Raw genomic sequence first — 17,168 nt, 5'->3', positions numbered from 1 at the left:
GGTGGCTGCTGAGTTGTGGGAGGGTGGGCCGTTAACTGCCTTTTGTTGTACATGTTTTATAGGTTTGTATATGTTTCGTGCAAAATAGGCCTGAAAAGCCAACTGACGATGGCAACTTCAGCACATATTGCTGACCTCCAGATCACCAGACGACGCTGCCGGCACATCAACGCGTGCCGAAGCCAACCCCTGGCACCACACATTGGTGAAATATTTTCGTCAAAGTGTGCCTCGCACTCGCCTCATTTTTTCGGCGCAGATGGCGTTCGAATGCGTGGAAATCGAGTCATTTGACCGGGGCTGTGGTGTCCGTTTTTTGTCGGCACAGTCGAGTTTGAGACATTAGCTGTACAAAATCAGTATTTGGTATAACTTTTAAAGGCGCCTATTGAGTCATATCGAGGGCTTTGCATGGCTAGTCAGACGGTTCGCTTAATCCGCCACGCTATCTGTTTTGTTCTGATGCTCCAGAGCGCTGAGCTATTGGCTGATTGGCGCGAGGCTATTCCCAATGCTCGTCGGCTGGGTTACGGGGAGATGCGCGTATTCGGGTTTTCCATTTACAGCGCGCAGTTCTGGAGTTCACGCCTCATTACCGGTGAAACGCCGGCTGCGGATGTGCCTTTTGCGCTGGAGCTGACCTACAGTCGCGCTATTAGTCGCGATGATCTGGTTGAGGCCAGCATCAAGGAAATCCGTCGCCTGTCGCCCAACACTCAGAATTCAGAGCTGATGGCCCGTTGGGAGGCGGAGATGTTTCAGGCGTTTGTCGATGTGCGTGCCGGTGACCGCATCACCGGCGTTTATATGCCTGGAGAGGGCGCACGTTTTTACGTCGGTGAGAACCTTCGGCATGTCGTGAGAGATGTTGCGTTCGCCAAAGCCTTTTTTGCGATATGGCTTGACCCCCGAACCCGCAACCCGGAGCTGCGCGCCCAATTGCTGGGTGCCGCTAAACCCTGAGACCGTTGAGGAAATGCACATGTTGAAGATAGGGTTACTGCTGCTTTGCATTGGCCTTGCAAGTTGCAGTCGGGTGGATGTGCAAACCTACAGCCAGGAGACGCCCACGCTTGAGTTGCGAGAATTTTTCGAGGGTCGGGTTGAAGCCTGGGGTATGTTTCAAAAGCGTTCCGGCGTGGTCGCCAAGCGCTTCCACGTGGAGATCATCGGCCACTCCGAAGGTGACAGGCTGATACTCGACGAATCATTTACGTACAGCGACGGTACCAAGCAAAAACGAGTGTGGACGTTGACCCCGGTTGGCTCCAGTCAATGGCGCGGAACCGCTGGCGACGTGGTGGGCGAGGCGCTTGGTGAGGTGGCAGGCAATACACTGCGCTGGAAATATGTGCTGAGCCTACCGGTGGATGGCAAGGTGTATCAGGTTCAGTTAGACGACTGGATGTACCTTATGGACAAGAACACGATGATCAATCGCTCGTTCATGACCAAGTTCGGGGTGGAGGTGGGCCAGATCACCTTGTTCTTTCGCAAGCAACCTTGATTCAACACCGGGTCGATTCCGCTCGCGAAATAGGCGGGCGTCGTCTTCCGACACATAAGCTTGCAGCGTGTCGGGATAGACGGTGGTGCTGGAGCCAAAGCAGATCGGCCCCCAGCACCTACGTCCCGGCTTGCCCGGAACGGCCGCTTGGGATTACTTCAGTTTCGCCAGCATGGCCACGGCGACTGCCTTGGCCGACTGTGGGTTCTGGCCGGAAATGACTTCGCGGTCTTCGATCACGTTCTCGCTCCATGGCTTGGCTTCTGAGAAGTTAGCGCCGGCTGCTGTCAGGCCATCCTGCGGGAACAGTTTCATATGGCCGCCGCCGAGGAAACCTTTGGCCTGTTCCTCTTCCGCGTCGGTGAAGGCGGTGACTTTGTAGCCCTTGTAAATCCAATTGGCTGGCGCTGCCGGCTGTTTGCCCGATTCCAGCGCGGAGACAAAACCGTGCGCGTCCGGGATTGCCGACAACATGGCGATGGTGCCATGGCAGGTGAAGCCGGTGATCTTGCCTTTTTCATGGAAGTTGGTCAGCAGTTGGCCCAGTTGCTTGTCTTTCAGCAGGTCCTGCATCGGGATATGGCCGCCAGGCACGAATACGGCATCGAACTTGTCGTAGCCGATTTTCTGAACCTGCGCGAAGCTGATTGCCGGCGAGCCGCTCTTGGAGGTCAGCTTCAGCGTGGCCAGCAGCGCAAGACTTTCCTGGCGGGCCTTTTCATCGCCGCCCCAGAAGCTCACATCATTGGATTTCTGGTCCGCGGTGGGCGCCTTGCCGCTAGGGGTTGCAAAAACGACGGTTTGACCCGCCTCGATGAAGGTCTGCACCGGTTGCATCAATTCGTTCAGGAAAAAACCTGTTTGCATGACTTTGCCGTCTTTCAGGTCCAGTTGAGCCTGATCCGACAGTACAACCAATACCGTGCCGGCGTTGGCATAGTTAGCGGCAGTGGCTAACAGGGCGGCAATGATGGTTTTTTTCACGCGATTCTCCAGTAGGGATGGTTTGATGGGGCCATCTTATTACTAGAGCTGAAAGGGATAGAGCCCCTGAATTGAATTTCACTTATTACATTGAGTAATTAATTGTCGGCGTTTTTCTTGAGCGAAAGACCCTGCGCAACATCGAGTCGATGTGGCTGGTCGGGTGTTTGATGCTTTGCCACAGGTGCCGTGCGGCTTGACCCGCAGGCACCGTACATTCATGGGAGGCCGTGGCTATTCGATCGGGTCGAGTTGATCCAGCGCCCGGTTGACCGCCAGCTCGCCGAGCATGATGACTTGTGCAATGCCCAACAGGGTGTTGCGACTCGGCCCGTCCATGTGGTCCGCCAGGTCCATGGTCATGACGTTGGCCGAGGCCAGCGACTCACACGCATGGGCCAGCAGGGTTTCGGTATCGAGTTCAGGGTTGACGGTGAACATCTTTGTGATGGTGCGCGGGGTGCCTTTGAGGTCGGCAGCCGACGGGAAATGAAAGTCGAGGGCTCGTTCGGCGGCGTCGTTGAGTTTTTTTGAATCGGGTTCGTACGGGGAAACCGGATCGGTGTCTGGCGGGTTGGGCGTTACTTTGAACATAGGTACAACTCCTTGTGCAGCAACAAACCAGGAGCCATCACCTTCGCTACCAAACGAAGGTGGTGGCCATACGCAGGTTGGTAGACCGGGCACAAGGAAACCGGCGCGCCCGAAGGCGCCCTGTGCATGACCACCATAAAGTCGAGACAAAAAACGCCCCGAATGGTGATGCAATACACCTTGTATAACCCGGGCTACCAAACCCGATCGCTGTTCTTTTCAGCGACCGGAAAACGATAAATCCCAGGTCCAAGGTGCACAAGCCGGCGGATTCTGGCGTACCCGTAGGCAACGGCGCAAGGTCATGTAGCTTTCAGGAAGTAAATCTGATCGCACTTAAACAAGCCGGTTAAACAGCCAGATTCGAACGAAAACAGACCGGTTACTTCGCAAACTTCTTCGCGCCTGCCACACAGAGAATCACCGCCACCGTGACCGCCAGCATGCCAATGCTGACGTGCTCGTGCAGCAACGTCGCCGCCAGCGCCAAGCCAAAAAATGGCTGCAGCAGTTGCAGTTGCCCCACGGCCGCAATCCCGCCCTGCGCCAGCCCGCGATACCAGAACACAAAACCGATCAACATGCTGAACAGCGACACATAACCCAGGCTGAACCACGCCGGCGCACTGATCCCCGAGAACGAAACGGGCTTGAGCCACAAGGTCAACAACGCCATCACCGGCAGTGACAACACCAGCGCCCAGGAAATCACCTGCCAGCCACCGAGTGTCCGGGACAGCTTCGCCCCTTCGGCATAACCGAGGCCGCAGGCCAGGATCGCCGCCAGCATCAGAAGGTCGCCTTCCGGCGAGGCGGTCAGGCCTTGGGACACGGCAAATCCCACCACCAGCACACTGCCCAGCACCGAGAAAAACCAGAACACCGGGCGAGGCCGCTCGCCACCGCGTACCACGCCAAACACGGCGGTCGCGAGCGGCAACAACCCCACGAAGACGATCGAGTGCGCCGAGGTCACGTATTGCAGGGCCAGCGCCGTCAGCAGTGGAAACCCGACCACCACGCCCATGGCCACGATGACCAGCGGCAGCAACTGGCTGCGCGCCGGACGTTTTTCCTTGAACAGCCACAGCAGGCACAGCGCAAGCACGCCGGCGATGGTGGCCCGGGCAACGGTCAGGAACACCGGATCGAACTCCAGCACCGCGACCCGCGTGGCGGGCAGCGAGCCGCTGAAGATCACCACGCCGATCAGCCCGTTGAGCCAGCCACTGGTGAAGTTTTCTCGAGGCTGGGTGTTCAGATTCGATACGCGTTCCATTGAGGTCACACTCGACAGAGGGTTAAGACGGCGGGTTGCCTTGAGCGCATCGTATGGCCGACTATTAAGACAATCAAAAAATTGTCATGGATACATCCCTACTATGGCTCGCTTGCGCTACAAGTCGTTGGTCGACACCTTTGCCGCGGACATCCGTTCAGGACATTTGCCGCCCGGTACGCGCCTGCCCACCCATCGGCATCTCGCCGCTGAGCATGGATTGGCGCTCGTCACGGCCAGCCGCGTGTACGCAGAGCTTGAGGCGATGGGCCTGGTCAGCGGCGAAACGGGACGAGGCACGTTCGTCAGGGAGACGTCGCTCCCGCACGGTCAGGGCGTCAGCCAGCACGTGGTGGCCGTGGGCATGGCCGACCTCAACTTCAACTACCCGTCATTGCCCGGTCAGGCCGATCTGTTGCGCACGGCCCTGCGCCAGCTCGCGTTATCCGGCGACCTCGAATCCCATCTGCGCTATCAGCCCCATGCCGGGCGCCTGCATGAGCGGGCATCGATTGCGAACCATCTGGGCTCACGTGGATTGAGCGTCCAGGCGGAACAGGTGTTGATCGTCAGCGGCGCGCAGCACGGGTTGGCGGTGACGATGATGGCGTTGCTCAAACCCGGTGATGTGATCGCCGCGGATGCGTTGACCTACACCGGTTTCAAGGTGCTGGCCGAATCGCTGCACCTGGAAATCGTGCCCATTCCGGCCACGGAAACCGGGCCTGATCTGGAGGCGTTGCAAGCGCTTTGCCGGCGCCGCTCGGTGCGGGCTGTCTACACCATGCCGACGCTGCACAATCCGCTGGGCTGGGTGATGGATATGCAATGGCGCACGCAGTTCGTGTCGATTGCGCGTCAGCATGACCTGTTGATCATCGAAGACGCCGCCTACGCCTTTCTGGTCGAAGACGCCCCGGCACCGTTAGCCGACTTGGCGCCGGAACGGACCGTCTATGTTTCCGGGTTCTCCAAGAATGTCGCCACGGGGCTGCGCGTCGGCTTCATCGCTGCGCCGGTCGAGAAGGTGCCTGCGCTGGAGCGGGCAATCCGGGCCACGACCTGGAACACCCCCGGCGTGATGACCGCGATTGCCTGCGCCTGGATTGACGATGGGACCGTGAGCCAACTGGAAGCGCAAAAGCGCGCGGACGCCCAGGCCCGGCAAGCCATGGCCGCCGAGCTGCTCAAAGGGCTGCGCTGCATGACTCATCCATTTTCGTACTTTCTGTGGCTACCGTTGGCGGAGGACGCCAGAGCGGACCAGATCGCGGTGGAATTGATGCACGAGCAAGTCGCCGTCTCCACCGCCGAGCCGTTTGCGACCTCGGTCCATGTGCCGCATGCGATCCGGCTGGCGCTGGGGTCGGTGGACATGGATTCGCTGCGACAGGCGTTGATCAAAGTGAAGCGGGTGGTCGGCGCGTATGCGTGAGGCGGGTGGGCAGTTTTCTTCAATACGGGCGCCGGGCTGCTCTTTACCTTGAGGCCTGGTTCAACTGAATTGAAGAAGGTACGCAATGAGTCTGATTATTTCGATGGCGGCGTTTGCGCTGGTGGCGTCGATCACGCCGGGGCCGGTGAACATTGTGGCGTTGAGTTCCGGCGCGCAGTTCGGTTTTCGCGCCAGCCAGCGGCACGTGGCGGGGGCGACGCTGGGTTTTGTGTTGCTGCTGGTGCTGATGGGGCTGGGGTTGCATGAGGTGTTGCAGCTGTGGCCGGCGCTGACGCGGGTGGTGCAACTGGCCGGGGTGGCGTTTCTGTTGTTCATGGCGTGGAAGCTGGCGGCGGATAACGGTCAACTCGATGCCAAGGATTCGGCGCGGGCGCCGTCGATGCTGTACGGCGCGGTGATGCAGTGGCTCAACCCGAAAGCGTGGCTGGCCTGCGTTGCGGGCATGGGGGCGTTTGTCGCCGACGGCGAGGCACGATTGGTCTGGCAGTTTGCGGCGGTGTATCTGGTGATCTGCTACCTGTCGGTCGGCTGCTGGGCGTACGCCGGGACTTTTTTGCGCGGTTACTTGAATAACCCGGCGGGGATGCGGTTGTTCAATCGGAGCATGGCGGCGTTGCTGGCGATGAGTGCGATCTACTTGTTATTGCCTTAGTAGCCCGCTGACGAACTTTTGTGGTGATGGGTTTTTTGTGGTGAGGGGATTTATCCCCGTTCGGCGGCGAAGCCGTCGCAAAACCTGAATGCGAGGTCTTCCAGAAAGGATGCCGGGGCCGCTTCGCAGCCCAACGGGGATAAATCCCCTCGCCACAGATGTTCCCTCTTACCACAGGGGGGGCTCGTCACAGATCAGTGGGCGTGCCGATCTCAGCCGCGATACTGCCCCGGCGTCGCCGCCAAATGCTGTTTGAACGCCCGCTGAAAATGCGCCTGATCGGCGAACCCCGCTTCCAGCGCGACGTCGGCGATCAGATGGCCGCTGCGCAGTCGGTCCTGGGCGAACTGAATGCGCCGGTTGACCAGAAAAGCGTGGGGCGTCATGCCGTAATGCTGTTTGAAGGCGCGGATCAGGTACGACGGCGACAGTTGCGCGGCTTCGCAAATGTCTTCGAGCTTGAGCAGTTGCGTGCAGTGGTCGCGGATGTAATCCGCCGCCCGCTCCAGTTTGAAATTGGGTTCGCGCAGCGGTTGATCGCCGGGGTTGAGCTGTTGCTGCACGTTGGTAAAAAACTCGACCGCGGCGCTGTGTTTGCTCAGCACTTCTTGCTCCGTGTCGACCAACACCTCATACAACGCCTTCAGGCCGGTAAACAGGCTGGCGTCACCCGTATGGGTGGTGGAAAACCGCCGAAACGCCAGGTCGCTGCTGAACCCCAGCTGATGCTGCAAGTCGGTAAGCCAAGGCGTATCGACATACAACATCAGATACGACCACGGCTGGTCGTCGATCGGGTTGCAGGCGTGGACATCGCCGGGATTCATCAGCACCACCGTGCCGGCGCTGACCTCACACTCCGATTGTTCATGGACATAGGTGCTGCGCCCGGCGGTAATCGCACCGATGGAAAAGTGCTCGTGAGCATGCCGGGTGTAGCAGACCTCACGGCCGTCGGCGATGGAGCGGGCTTCGATGAAGGGCAGGGCGTCGTCGCGCCAGAAGCGCGGGGCCTTGTCAGCGTCTTTGGCAGCGGTGGGCTTCATCGTCAGTGTCCTTGGCAGGTCAGCGTCTGAGTGTATTAGCTCTTGCCGTCAAAGGCTCGTTGCAGCGCCGTGATGTCGAGTTTTTTCATCTGCACCCTCACGGCCCGGTCAGAAATCCCAACGGGTGGTCAGTTGCAGGCTGCGCGGTTCGCCATAGAACCCGGTGCCGAAGTTGCCGAGCCCGGTGTAGTAAGTCTTGTCGAACAGGTTCTTCACATTCAGCGTCGTGCTCAAGTGATCGTTGAAGCGGTAGCGCGCCATGACGTCCACCAGGGCGTAGCTGTGCTGGGTGAGCGTCGAGGACTGGCCGAAGTTGACCGTGTCGTTGGGGTTGGGCTGGAACACATTGCCGAAGAATTCGCTCTGCCAGTTCACACCGCCACCGACGGTGAGTTTTTCCAGTGCGCCCGACAGGCGATACGTGCTGAATACCCGAACGACCTGCTGCGGCGCGGTGGTTTGCAGGATCGAACCGTAGACGTAATCGCCCTTGGCATCGCGGGTGTGGTTGTAGCTGTAGCCGGCTGACAGGTTCCAGCCATCCATCACTTCGCCCGCCAGTTCGACCTCAAAGCCTTTGGTGGTCGCCCCTTGCACTGCACGGTACACCGACTCGCTATCGACGCCACTGACGTACTCGGCCAGGTTGTCCTGCTCGATACGGAACACGGCAAAACTGGCGTTCAAGCGGCCGCCAACGTATTCGGCCTTGATCCCCGCTTCGTAGCTGTCGCCTTGCACCGGGTCGAGTATTTTGCGCTGGGCATCCTTGCTCATCTGCGGCTGATAGATGCTGGTGTAGCTGGTGTACACCGAGTACGTGTCATCGAGGTCGTAGACCAGTCCGGCGTACGGTGTGACCACGCCGGTCTGGTGGTAACGGTCGTGCAGGCCCGGGGAGTTCGGGTCGCTGTAGTCCAGGTCATCGTTGGCCTTGAACTGACTTACGCGGGTGCCGAAGATGACCGCCAGATCGTCGCTGGGCTTGAGTCGCGTGGCGAGGTAGGCGCCGGTCTGGCGCTGGACAATGTCGTTGTCGCCCACCTTGGCAATGTCCGGTTTCGGGAACTCGCCGCGCCAGTCGTAGATGCTGCCGTCGACGGGCGGGTAGATCGAGCCGTGTACCGGGATGTCCTGGCGGGTGTTCATCGACATGAAGCCGGCGATCAGCTCGTGCTCGCAACCGAACAGGCGGAACGGGCCGGTGAAGTTGACGTCGAGGTTGTCCTGCACCTGATCGCCCTTGAACTGGCCCATGTACATGAACATGCCGTTGCCGCTGACCGGGTCCGGATGGCCGCCGCTGGCCGAGGCGAGGAAGGTGTCGTGCTGGCGGTGCTTGCGGTCGTAGCTGACTTTGAGCGTCCAGTCGTTGGCCAGTTGCTGCTCCACCGAGGCGAAGATCGTCTGGTTGGTGAAGTCGCGACGACTCCAGTCGGTGGCGGGGTTGAACGAGCGGGAAAAACGCGTGCGCGAACCGTCGCTGTTGTACATCGGGAAGCCGGTCCAGCTGGCGCCACGGGAGCGGGTGTTCTGCTGGTCGATACCGAAGGTCACGAGGGTGCTCGGCGTCAGGTCTGCCTCGAGGATGCCGTAGGTGATGTCGCGGGTGTTGCGGTAGTTGTCCAGGTAGGCGCTGCGATCTTGATACACACCGACGAATCGCCCGCGCACGTTGCCGCTCTCGGTCAGCGGGCCAGCAATGTCACCGGTACTGCGAATGTTGTCCCAGGAACCGACGGCGCCGGTGATCGAGGCCTTGAACGCTTGGGTGGGACGCTTGCGGATCAGGTTGACGGTGGCCGAGGGATCGCCCGAGCCGGTCATCAGGCCGGTGGCACCCTTGATGATTTCGACGCGGTCGAAGGTCGCCATGTCGGTGCTGGTGGTGCCGTAATCGTAGACGCCGTCGTAGTCGGTGTTGACGCCGTCGTACTGGAAGTTGGTGATCGGCAGGCCACGGCTGGAAAACTCCCAGCGTTCGCTGTCGTAGTTCTGCACGCTGATGCCGGGCACGCGACGCAAGGCATCGGCGATGCTGGTGGAGCCCTGATCGTCCAGTTGCTGACGGGTAATGACCGTCACCGACTGCGGCGTTTCCCGCAAGGACAGTGGCAGGCCGGTGGCCGAAGAGGCCGATCCGGTGGTGTAGGAATGGGTGTCTTCGGTAATGGCGCCCAGTGCCTGGCCGGAAATGTTGGTGGCGTCCAGTTCCAGCGAACCCTCTGGGGCTGCTTTGAGCACATAACCGCGGTCGCCCTGAGGCTGAGCCTGCAAGCCGCTGCCCTGTAGCAATTGCTGCAAACCCTGCTGCTCGGTGAACTCGCCATCAAGGCCCGGACTGCGCTTGTCACTGGCCAGATCGTTATGACCGGCGAGGAAAATCCCCGCTTGTTCAGCGAAGCTGTTCAGTACGCTCACCAGCGAACCGGCAGCGATTGTGTAGTAACGCTTGTGGCTGCCTGACTGTTCACTGGCGGCGGATGTTTCGGCCTGAGTGTGCGTCGAAACAAGGCTGAGCAACGCGACCGGAAGGGCCAGGGCCAACGGTCGCAAGGCTGAGCGAGTGCGAATGAAGGCGTCGCGCAAAGGGGTGTTCCCTGGAATCAAATCGAACGGCAATTGAAAGGCTTCACAGGGTTAACCGAACGAGAAACGCAAAAGGGAACTGCGGCGCCAAAAGTTTCTGGCTCACACCTTCGGACCGACGCTGACCCACCACGCCAGGGTTTTCTCCACGCGTATCGGTAAGGCTGCTTCCAGCAGGTGCAGGGCCTGATCGGTGTCCTTGAGCGGGAACGAACCCATGACCGGCAACCCGGCGATGGCAGGGTCGCAGGCCAGATGCCCATGACGGTAGCGGCTCAACTCTTCGATCAACTGGCCCAGCGGCAGGTTATCCGCCAGCAACACACCGCGACGCCAGGCTTCGCGCCCGGCCGCAGCCTCGGAGGAGGGCGGGAGGTGGCTTTGCGTGAACGCCAATTGGCGTCCGGCCTCAACCACGTGCACCTGGCCCTCAGTGGTTCGGACTTCAACCGCGCCTTCGTAGACGTTGAGCAACGTCTGTTGCTCTTCCTGACGCACACTGAAACGCGTGCCAAGTGCACGCATCCGGCCCTGGGCGGTTTGCACCAGAAACGGTCGGCGGCTGTCCTTGGCGGTGTCGATCAACACTTCCCCGGCACTCAACAGCAGCAGGCGTTGCGTGGTGTCGAAACGCACATTCAAGGCGCTCAAGGCGTTGAGCCAGATCCGGCTGCCGTCGCTGAGCAGGCTTTCGCGGGTTTCGCCGGTGCCGGTTGAAAGGTCGGCCGTCCAGCGTCCCAAGGCATCCGGCAGCGAAGTGTCGCGCCAGGCGTTCCAGCCCAACAGCCCGCCCGAGGCGAGGATGAGCAGGCTCTTGACCGTTTGCCGACGCGTGATCGGCGAGCGCGCGGTGTTGCGCAGCACCAGGCCGGCAGCCTGCGGCTGATCGTCCTGCAACGCGGCGAAGCGCTGGCCGACACGCTCGACATATCGCCAGGCCGCCTGATGGTCGCCACTTTGCGCCAGCCAGGCTTGCCAGCGCTGACGCTCGTGTTCGCCGACCTGCTGGTCGTTGAGTTGCACATACCATTGCGCCGCCTGTTCGAGGCTGGCATGGCTGATGGAGTTGGAGGCGGCAGAGGGCATGCGCTTACTCGATCAACAGGCCGTCAAGCTCGGCTTCGAGCATCGCGCAATGCATCAGCGCTTGCGCCAGGTACTTTTTCACCATGCGCTCGCACACGCCGATTTCTTCGGCGATGGCGCGGTAGGGCAGGCCGTGCAACTGGGCGAGGATGAACGCGTCGCGCACCCGCGTGGGCAGGCGCATCAGCATTGCGTCCACTTCGTACAGGGTTTCGACGATGATCGCCCGTTGCTCCGGCGACGGTTGAACGGCTTGCGGGCGCGAGGCCAGCGTCTCCAGCCACGCCTGTTCGAGTTGCCGACGGCGCCAGTGATCGATGCACAAGCCCCGGGCGATGGTGGCCAGGTAGGAACGTTCGCGGGTTTCGCAGTCGAACACTTGCGGGCGCTTGAGCACCCGGATGAAGGTGTCATGGGCCAGGTCGGCGGCATCGAACGCGTTGCTCAAGCGACGGCGCAGCAACTCATGCAACCAGCGGTGATGAGTGACGTAGAGGTTCTGAATGCTGGAAGAGTCGGCGACCATCATCGTGAGCACGTGTCCATGGGCGACGGGCGCCTTCGGTGCGAATAAGAATTGGTCGCGATTAAAGCAAAAGGACGGGTTGCGCGCAAATGATATTAGTTCGCTTTTGTGGTGGGGCAGTCTGCATGCAGTCACTATGACATCAATTGGAGTCACATTGACTATTTTCTGATCAGGTCAATTTGACTTCAAATGCCTTATATCATTGATTTTTAAACATAAAAAACCTGGCACGAAACCTGAAACAACAAACGTACAACTGGTTTGATTCAGGAGTACGGAAAAATGTTCGCTTACTTCAGCAATCCTCGGAACGTCCTGTATCTGTCGAGCAAAGTCCTGGGCGCGGGCCTGGCGCTGCTGCTGGCGGGGATCTACGGCGCCTATCTTTACGCCGGGCATTTGCCGATTGCGCTACTGGTTTCGATGCATGCCATGACCATCATCGGCCCGACCCTGATCAAGATCGGCTACGTCATGCGCCTGTTGGCCCAGCATCGGTTGGGCACTCGTCAGGTCAGGGTGGTGGCTTGATGCGCCAGCTCGCCGCTGCACCGGTTTTCAACCTTGGCTTTCCTTGATTGCGCTGCAAATGCCATTGCTGGCATGAGGGCTGGGTCGCGACCTGGTGGCCGCCTAAGCCGAGGGTTCAAGCCCTCCCTGTTCGGCGATCCAGCGTGTTGCCAGATCGATAAAGGCGCGCAGCTTCGGCTGAGTCTGGGTGCGGCTGGGAAAGTACAGGTATAGCGCCGAACTGAGCGGCACGAACGGCTCCAGCACCCGTTCCAGTCGACCGTCCGCCAACTCGTCGGCGATCTCCAGATCGCAGGCGTAGGCCAGGCCCGAACCGCTGCGAGCCGCCGCCACCAGCAGCCGTCGGTCATTGACGATCACGCCACCCTCGACGCCCACCGTAAAGTCGCGCCCCTCGCGGCGAAACTCCCAGCGGTGCGCACTGCCCGAGGTCGAGAAGCGAAAGCCGATGCATTGATGGCGGGTCAGGTCTTCAGGACTCGCCGGTGTACCCGCCTTGGCGAAATAGTCCGGAGCGCCTACCACCGACCATTGCAGATCGGGGGTGAGGCGCACCGCGATCATGTCTTTTTCGATGGACTCACCCAGCCGAATCCCGGCATCGAAGCCGCCGGTCATGAGGTCCACCGTGGCGTCGTCGAGGGAAATGTCGAGGGTCACTTGCGGATACGCCTCGCGAAACAGTGGGATCAACGGCTCCATCAACAACGCCCCGGACAACCGTGGAGCCGTGATACGCAGCGTGCCCATCGGCTGATCACGAAACCCGCTGAGCACTGCCAGCGCTTCGTCGATCTCGCTGGCCGCAGGGCGCAAGCGGGCAAACAGACTGGCGCCAGCCTCGGTCAACGCCACCCGGCGCGTGGTGCGTTGGAACAGCAACACGCCGGTGCGGCGCTCGAGCAATTTGATCGCATGGCTGACAGCCGTGGGTGTTACCGCCAGGCGGGTGGCGGCCAGGGTGAAGCTCTTGTGCTCGGCCACCGCCAGAAACTCGGTCAAGCCATCGAACGGATCGTGGTTCATTGTGAGTGCCATTATGAAAGAGCGTTTCATAGTGCTTGTAACACGAGGGCATTTTTCCGGGCAATCTTCCTGCGTACCTTGTGCCTACCCCCACTGCACACAAGGAAACACGCTCATGACCACTTCCCACTCCTTCAAACGTATCTGGCTCATCACTGGCGCTTCCCGTGGCATCGGCGCAAAAATCGCTGCCGCCGCGCTGGCCAACGGTGACGCCGTGGTTGCCACCGCACGTGACGCCAGCAGCATCACGCAGCGCTTTGGCGAACAACCCGGTTTGCTCGCCGCCAGCCTGGATGTGACCGACGAAGCACAAGGCGTTGCGGTCGCCCAGGCGGCCATTGACCACTTCGGGCGCATCGACGTGCTGGTCAACAACGCCGGTTTCGGTTTGCTCGGCGCGGTGGAAGAAGCCAGCGCCGATGAAGTACGGCGTGTGTACGAAACCAACGTTTTCGGTCTGCTGAACGTGACCCGCGCCGTCCTGCCACACATGCGCGCCGCTCGCAGCGGGCACGTGATCAACCTGTCGTCGGTGGGTGGCTACAGATCGGGGCCGGGCTTTGGCGTCTACTGCTCGACCAAGTTTGCCGTCGAAGGCTTGAGCGAGGCCTTGCACGCTGAGCTGGCACCGCTGGGCGTCAAGGTGACCGTTGTCGAGCCCGGGTACTTCCGCACCGAATTCCTCGAAGGCAATTCGCTGGTCGAGTCGCCGTCCTCGATTGCCGACTACGACAGCACCGCAGGCGAAGTGCGCAAGATCGCCAAGGCCGTGACCCTGAACCAGCCGGGTGACCCGGACAAACTCGCCCAGGTCATGATCACCCTGGTGGAAGCGCAACATGCGCCGCTGCGCTTGCCACTGGGCAGTGACTGCGTCGCAGCGATTGAAGCGAAAAACAGCTTTGTTGCCGATGAGTTGCAGGTTTGGCGTGAGGTGTCGGTGTCTACCGACTTCTAAGCGTCAAACGCAAAAGAAAGTTGGCTTGATGCTGTTCGCTCAAGGAAGAGCACGCACACCTGTGGCGAGGGGATTTATCCCCGTTGGGTCGCGAAGCGGCCCCGGAGTCCTGACAGTCAGACTGAATTGTCCGGATTTGCGACTGCTTCGCAGCCGAACGGGGATAAATCCCCTCGCCACAGGTGTGACCGGTGGTCGATGAACCGGTCTCGCCCGGCATTTTGCGCTTAGATGAAAGGATCACGCCGACCGATCACAATAATGGCGTCACCGTGAGTCTGAGGAAATCACCATGCTGACCTTGAACATCAATGGCAAGGATCAGGAGCTGGACGTCCCCGCGGACATGCCGTTGCTCTGGGTCCTGCGTGACGTCGCGCACCTGACCGGCACTAAATTCGGTTGCGGCATGGCCCAGTGCGGCGCCTGTACCGTGCACGTCGACGGCGCGCCACTGCGTTCCTGCATCACGCCCGCCACGGCCGTGGCCCACGGGCAAAAAATACTCACCATCGAAGGCCTTTCCACTGATGGTTCGCACCCGGTGCAACAAGCCTGGGCCGAACTCGACGTGGTCCAGTGCGGTTATTGCCAGTCCGGGCAGATCATGTCGGCGGCGGCGTTGCTGGCGAAGATCCCCAAACCCACCGACAGCGATATCGACCAGGCGCTCTCCGGCAACATCTGCCGTTGCGGCACTTACCCAAGGATTCGTGCCGCGGTCAAACGCGCCGCCGAGATCGGTTGAGGGACTCGCCATGAACAGCATCAATCCGTTATCGCGTCGTGGCTTCCTCAAGGGCAGCGCGTTGTTGGGCGGTGGACTGGTGGTCGCGTTCGTCATCCCTGGCGCGCACCGTTTTGCCATGGGCGCCGAGAATCAGGGCAACGTCTTCGCGCCCAATGCATTTTTACGCATCGGTAACGACAACAGCGTCACCGTGCTGCTCGGCCACTCGGAAATGGGCCAGGGCATCTGGACCGGCCTGACCATGCTGATCGCCGAAGAACTCGACGCCGACTGGTCGAAAATCCGCGTCGAGCACTCTCCCGCATCGGCCGCCGATTATGGCCTGGCCGGGTTTGGCGGGATGCAGATCACCGGCGGTTCAACTTCGACCTGGATGGAGTTCGACCGCTATCGTCAGGCCGGCGCGGCGGCGCGGTTGATGCTGGTCGAGGCCGCGGCCAAGCGCTTCAATGTCGCGCCGTCGAGCATTCGTACCGAGTCGGGCGTGGTCATTGCGGGCGACCAACGCGCCACGTACGGCGAACTGGCCGATGACGCGGGCCAGTTGCCGGTGCCGGCCCCCGCGTCGATAACCTTCAAGGAGGCCAAGGACTGGAAGGTCATCGGCAAACCCACCAAGCGTCTCGATACACCCGAGAAAATCACCGGCCGTGCCAAATTCGGCATGGACGTGCAGTTCGATGGTCTGATGACCGCCATGGTCGCGCGTCCGCCGGTATTGGGTGGCCACGTCAAATCCTTTGAGGGCGCCGAAGCGCTGGCGATACCGGGCGTGCATAAAGTGGTGCAAGTGCCGAGTGGCGTCGCGGTGATTGCCGACCATTATTGGGCGGCGAAGCTGGGGCGTGATGCACTCAAGGTCGATTGGGACTTGGGGCCGAACGCCGGGCTCGACAGTCAGAACCTGCTGGAGAGCTTCCGCAAACTGGCGGCCACGCCGGGGGCTCCGGCGAGCAAGGCGGGGGATGCCGAGGGCGCGTTATCCAAAGCGGCAAAAGCCATCGACGTCGAGTACAGCGTGCCGTACCTGGCTCATGCGCCGATGGAGCCGCTCAACTGCACGGTCAAAATCACCCAGGACAAGTGCGAGATCTGGACCGGCACGCAGTTTCAGACGCTGGATCAGATGATTGCCGGCAAAATCACCGGGCTCAAACCGGAACAGGTCGAGATTCATACCGAGTTTCTGGGCGGCGGTTTCGGCCGTCGGGCCAACCCGACGTCAGACTTTGTCGCGGAGGCCGTGGAGGTCGCGAAGGCAGCCGGCGGACCGGTGAAAACCGTGTGGTCCCGCGAAGACGACATTCGCGGCGGCTACTACCGCTCGGCATTCCTGCACCAGGCGCGCATCGGACTGGATGCCGGCGGGATGCCGATGGCGTGGAAGCACGTGATGGTCGGGCAGTCGATCATGGCCGGGACCATGCTGGAGGCGACCATGGTCAAGGACGGCATCGACAAGACGTCGGTCGAAGGCGTTGCCGACAGTCCTTACCTTGCCGGGATCGCCAATCATCAGGTAGACCTGCATTCGCCGAAAACCGGCATCACCGTGTTGTGGCTGCGTTCGGTCGGGCACACCCACACCGGGTTCGTGATGGAGTCGCTGATCGACGAGCTGGCCGAGGCGGCTGGCAAGGATCCGGTGGAGTACCGACGAACCTTGCTCAAGGCGCATCCGCGGCATCTGGGGGTGTTGAATCTGGCGGTCGAGAAAGCCAACTGGACAGCGCCTCTGCCGGACGGTCATGCATTGGGTGTTGCGGTGCATGAGTCTTTCGGCAGCTACGTCGCACAGGTCGCCGAGGTGTCCCAGGACAATCTGGCGATCCGCGTGCACCGGGTGGTGTGTGCGGTGGACTGCGGGATTGCGGTCAACCCGATGAGCATCGCGGCGCAAATGGAATCGGCCATCACCTTCGGCCTGGGGTTTACCTTGCACAGCAAGCTGACCTTCAAGAACGGCGAGGTGCAACAGTCCAATTATCACGACTATCAGGTGTTGCGGCTCAATGAAATGCCAGTGGTCGAAGTGCACATCGTGCCCAGCACCGACAAACCCGGTGGCATCGGCGAGGCGGGTGTACCGCCGACGGCGCCGGCGGTGGCCAACGCCGTGTTCGCCCTGACCGGGCAACGGTTGCGCGAATTGCCCTTGCAACTGTCGGGGGTGTGAA

16 protein-coding genes are annotated in these 17,168 nt (G+C 60.8%); 8 read left to right on the top strand and 8 right to left on the bottom strand.

What is annotated here, in order from left to right; genetic code table 11:
* Window positions 1-411 precede the first annotated feature (411 nt).
* Window positions 412-963, top strand: coding sequence for a chalcone isomerase family protein (locus ACM1ZW_RS26665; RefSeq protein WP_416739702.1), 552 nt, complete (start codon window positions 412-414; stop codon window positions 961-963).
* Between the two features lie 19 nt (window positions 964-982).
* Window positions 983-1,507, top strand: coding sequence for a DUF3833 domain-containing protein (locus ACM1ZW_RS26660; protein WP_017338240.1), 525 nt, complete (start codon window positions 983-985; stop codon window positions 1,505-1,507).
* A 153-nt stretch (window positions 1,508-1,660) separates the two neighbouring features.
* On the opposite strand, the gene ACM1ZW_RS26655 is transcribed toward ACM1ZW_RS26660, so the two are convergent.
* The 3 genes from ACM1ZW_RS26655 to ACM1ZW_RS26645 form a co-directional block, all read right to left on the bottom strand.
* On the bottom strand, window positions 1,661-2,491 hold the full coding sequence (locus ACM1ZW_RS26655) for a type 1 glutamine amidotransferase domain-containing protein (protein WP_416739701.1): 831 nt from the start codon (window positions 2,489-2,491) through the stop codon (window positions 1,661-1,663).
* Window positions 2,492-2,725: 234 nt separating this feature from the next.
* Window positions 2,726-3,085: a DUF6124 family protein gene (locus ACM1ZW_RS26650; protein ID WP_017338242.1), complete on the bottom strand. Its 360-nt coding sequence runs from the start codon at window positions 3,083-3,085 to the stop codon at window positions 2,726-2,728.
* Between the two features lie 382 nt (window positions 3,086-3,467).
* Complete coding sequence (locus ACM1ZW_RS26645; RefSeq protein WP_017338243.1) at window positions 3,468-4,364, bottom strand: DMT family transporter; 897 nt, start codon at window positions 4,362-4,364, stop codon at window positions 3,468-3,470.
* 103 nt (window positions 4,365-4,467) lie between these two features.
* On the opposite strand from ACM1ZW_RS26645, the gene ACM1ZW_RS26640 reads away from it, so the two are divergent.
* Together ACM1ZW_RS26640 and ACM1ZW_RS26635 are read left to right on the top strand one after the other, a co-directional pair.
* On the top strand, window positions 4,468-5,799 hold the full coding sequence (locus ACM1ZW_RS26640) for a PLP-dependent aminotransferase family protein (RefSeq protein ID WP_416739700.1): 1,332 nt from the start codon (window positions 4,468-4,470) through the stop codon (window positions 5,797-5,799).
* A gap of 85 nt (window positions 5,800-5,884) precedes the next feature.
* Complete coding sequence (locus ACM1ZW_RS26635; RefSeq protein ID WP_414878276.1) at window positions 5,885-6,472, top strand: LysE family translocator; 588 nt, start codon at window positions 5,885-5,887, stop codon at window positions 6,470-6,472.
* Window positions 6,473-6,684: 212 nt separating this feature from the next.
* Here the strand turns inward: ACM1ZW_RS26635 and ACM1ZW_RS26630 are convergent, their stop codons facing one another.
* The 4 genes from ACM1ZW_RS26630 to ACM1ZW_RS26615 all read right to left on the bottom strand — a co-directional run bounded on the left by ACM1ZW_RS26630 (window position 6,685) and on the right by ACM1ZW_RS26615 (window position 11,722).
* Complete coding sequence (locus tag ACM1ZW_RS26630; protein ID WP_414878275.1) at window positions 6,685-7,518, bottom strand: AraC family transcriptional regulator; 834 nt, start codon at window positions 7,516-7,518, stop codon at window positions 6,685-6,687.
* Window positions 7,519-7,626: 108 nt separating this feature from the next.
* Window positions 7,627-10,107 carry a TonB-dependent siderophore receptor gene (locus ACM1ZW_RS26625; protein ID WP_416739699.1) on the bottom strand — a complete coding sequence of 827 codons (2,481 nt, stop codon included), beginning with the start codon at window positions 10,105-10,107 and terminating at the stop codon, window positions 7,627-7,629.
* Window positions 10,108-10,209: 102 nt separating this feature from the next.
* Window positions 10,210-11,193 (bottom strand): FecR domain-containing protein, encoded by a 984-nt coding sequence (locus ACM1ZW_RS26620; RefSeq protein ID WP_416739698.1) that lies wholly within the window; start codon window positions 11,191-11,193, stop codon window positions 10,210-10,212.
* Window positions 11,194-11,197: 4 nt separating this feature from the next.
* Window positions 11,198-11,722 carry a sigma-70 family RNA polymerase sigma factor gene (locus ACM1ZW_RS26615; RefSeq protein ID WP_017338249.1) on the bottom strand — a complete coding sequence of 175 codons (525 nt, stop codon included), beginning with the start codon at window positions 11,720-11,722 and terminating at the stop codon, window positions 11,198-11,200.
* 282 nt (window positions 11,723-12,004) lie between these two features.
* Here ACM1ZW_RS26615 and ACM1ZW_RS26610 point away from each other — a divergent pair, with 282 nt between their 5' ends.
* A complete protein-coding gene (locus ACM1ZW_RS26610; RefSeq protein ID WP_414878272.1) occupies window positions 12,005-12,253 on the top strand; it encodes a transmembrane sensor/regulator PpyR in 249 nt (82 codons plus the stop codon).
* 102 nt (window positions 12,254-12,355) lie between these two features.
* On the opposite strand, the gene ACM1ZW_RS26605 is transcribed toward ACM1ZW_RS26610, so the two are convergent.
* Window positions 12,356-13,279 carry a LysR family transcriptional regulator gene (locus ACM1ZW_RS26605; protein ID WP_414878271.1) on the bottom strand — a complete coding sequence of 308 codons (924 nt, stop codon included), beginning with the start codon at window positions 13,277-13,279 and terminating at the stop codon, window positions 12,356-12,358.
* Window positions 13,280-13,394: 115 nt separating this feature from the next.
* Between ACM1ZW_RS26605 and ACM1ZW_RS26600 the strand changes: the two genes are divergently transcribed.
* The 3 genes from ACM1ZW_RS26600 (at window position 13,395) to ACM1ZW_RS26590 (ending at window position 17,167) form a co-directional block, all read left to right on the top strand.
* On the top strand, window positions 13,395-14,240 hold the full coding sequence (locus ACM1ZW_RS26600) for an oxidoreductase (protein ID WP_416739697.1): 846 nt from the start codon (window positions 13,395-13,397) through the stop codon (window positions 14,238-14,240).
* 292 nt (window positions 14,241-14,532) lie between these two features.
* Window positions 14,533-14,988, top strand: coding sequence for a (2Fe-2S)-binding protein (locus ACM1ZW_RS26595; RefSeq protein WP_010459764.1), 456 nt, complete (start codon window positions 14,533-14,535; stop codon window positions 14,986-14,988).
* Between the two features lie 10 nt (window positions 14,989-14,998).
* Window positions 14,999-17,167 (top strand): molybdopterin cofactor-binding domain-containing protein, encoded by a 2,169-nt coding sequence (locus tag ACM1ZW_RS26590; protein ID WP_416739696.1) that lies wholly within the window; start codon window positions 14,999-15,001, stop codon window positions 17,165-17,167.
* Window position 17,168 lies beyond the last annotated feature (1 nt).

This window comes from Pseudomonas sp. NFX71, from assembly GCF_048079215.1.
In the GTDB taxonomy this organism is placed as follows: Bacteria; Pseudomonadota; Gammaproteobacteria; order Pseudomonadales; family Pseudomonadaceae; genus Aquipseudomonas; species Aquipseudomonas fluorescens_B.
The sequence above is the reverse complement of the archived record's forward strand: the minus strand, read 5'-3'. Positions and strand labels throughout refer to the sequence as shown.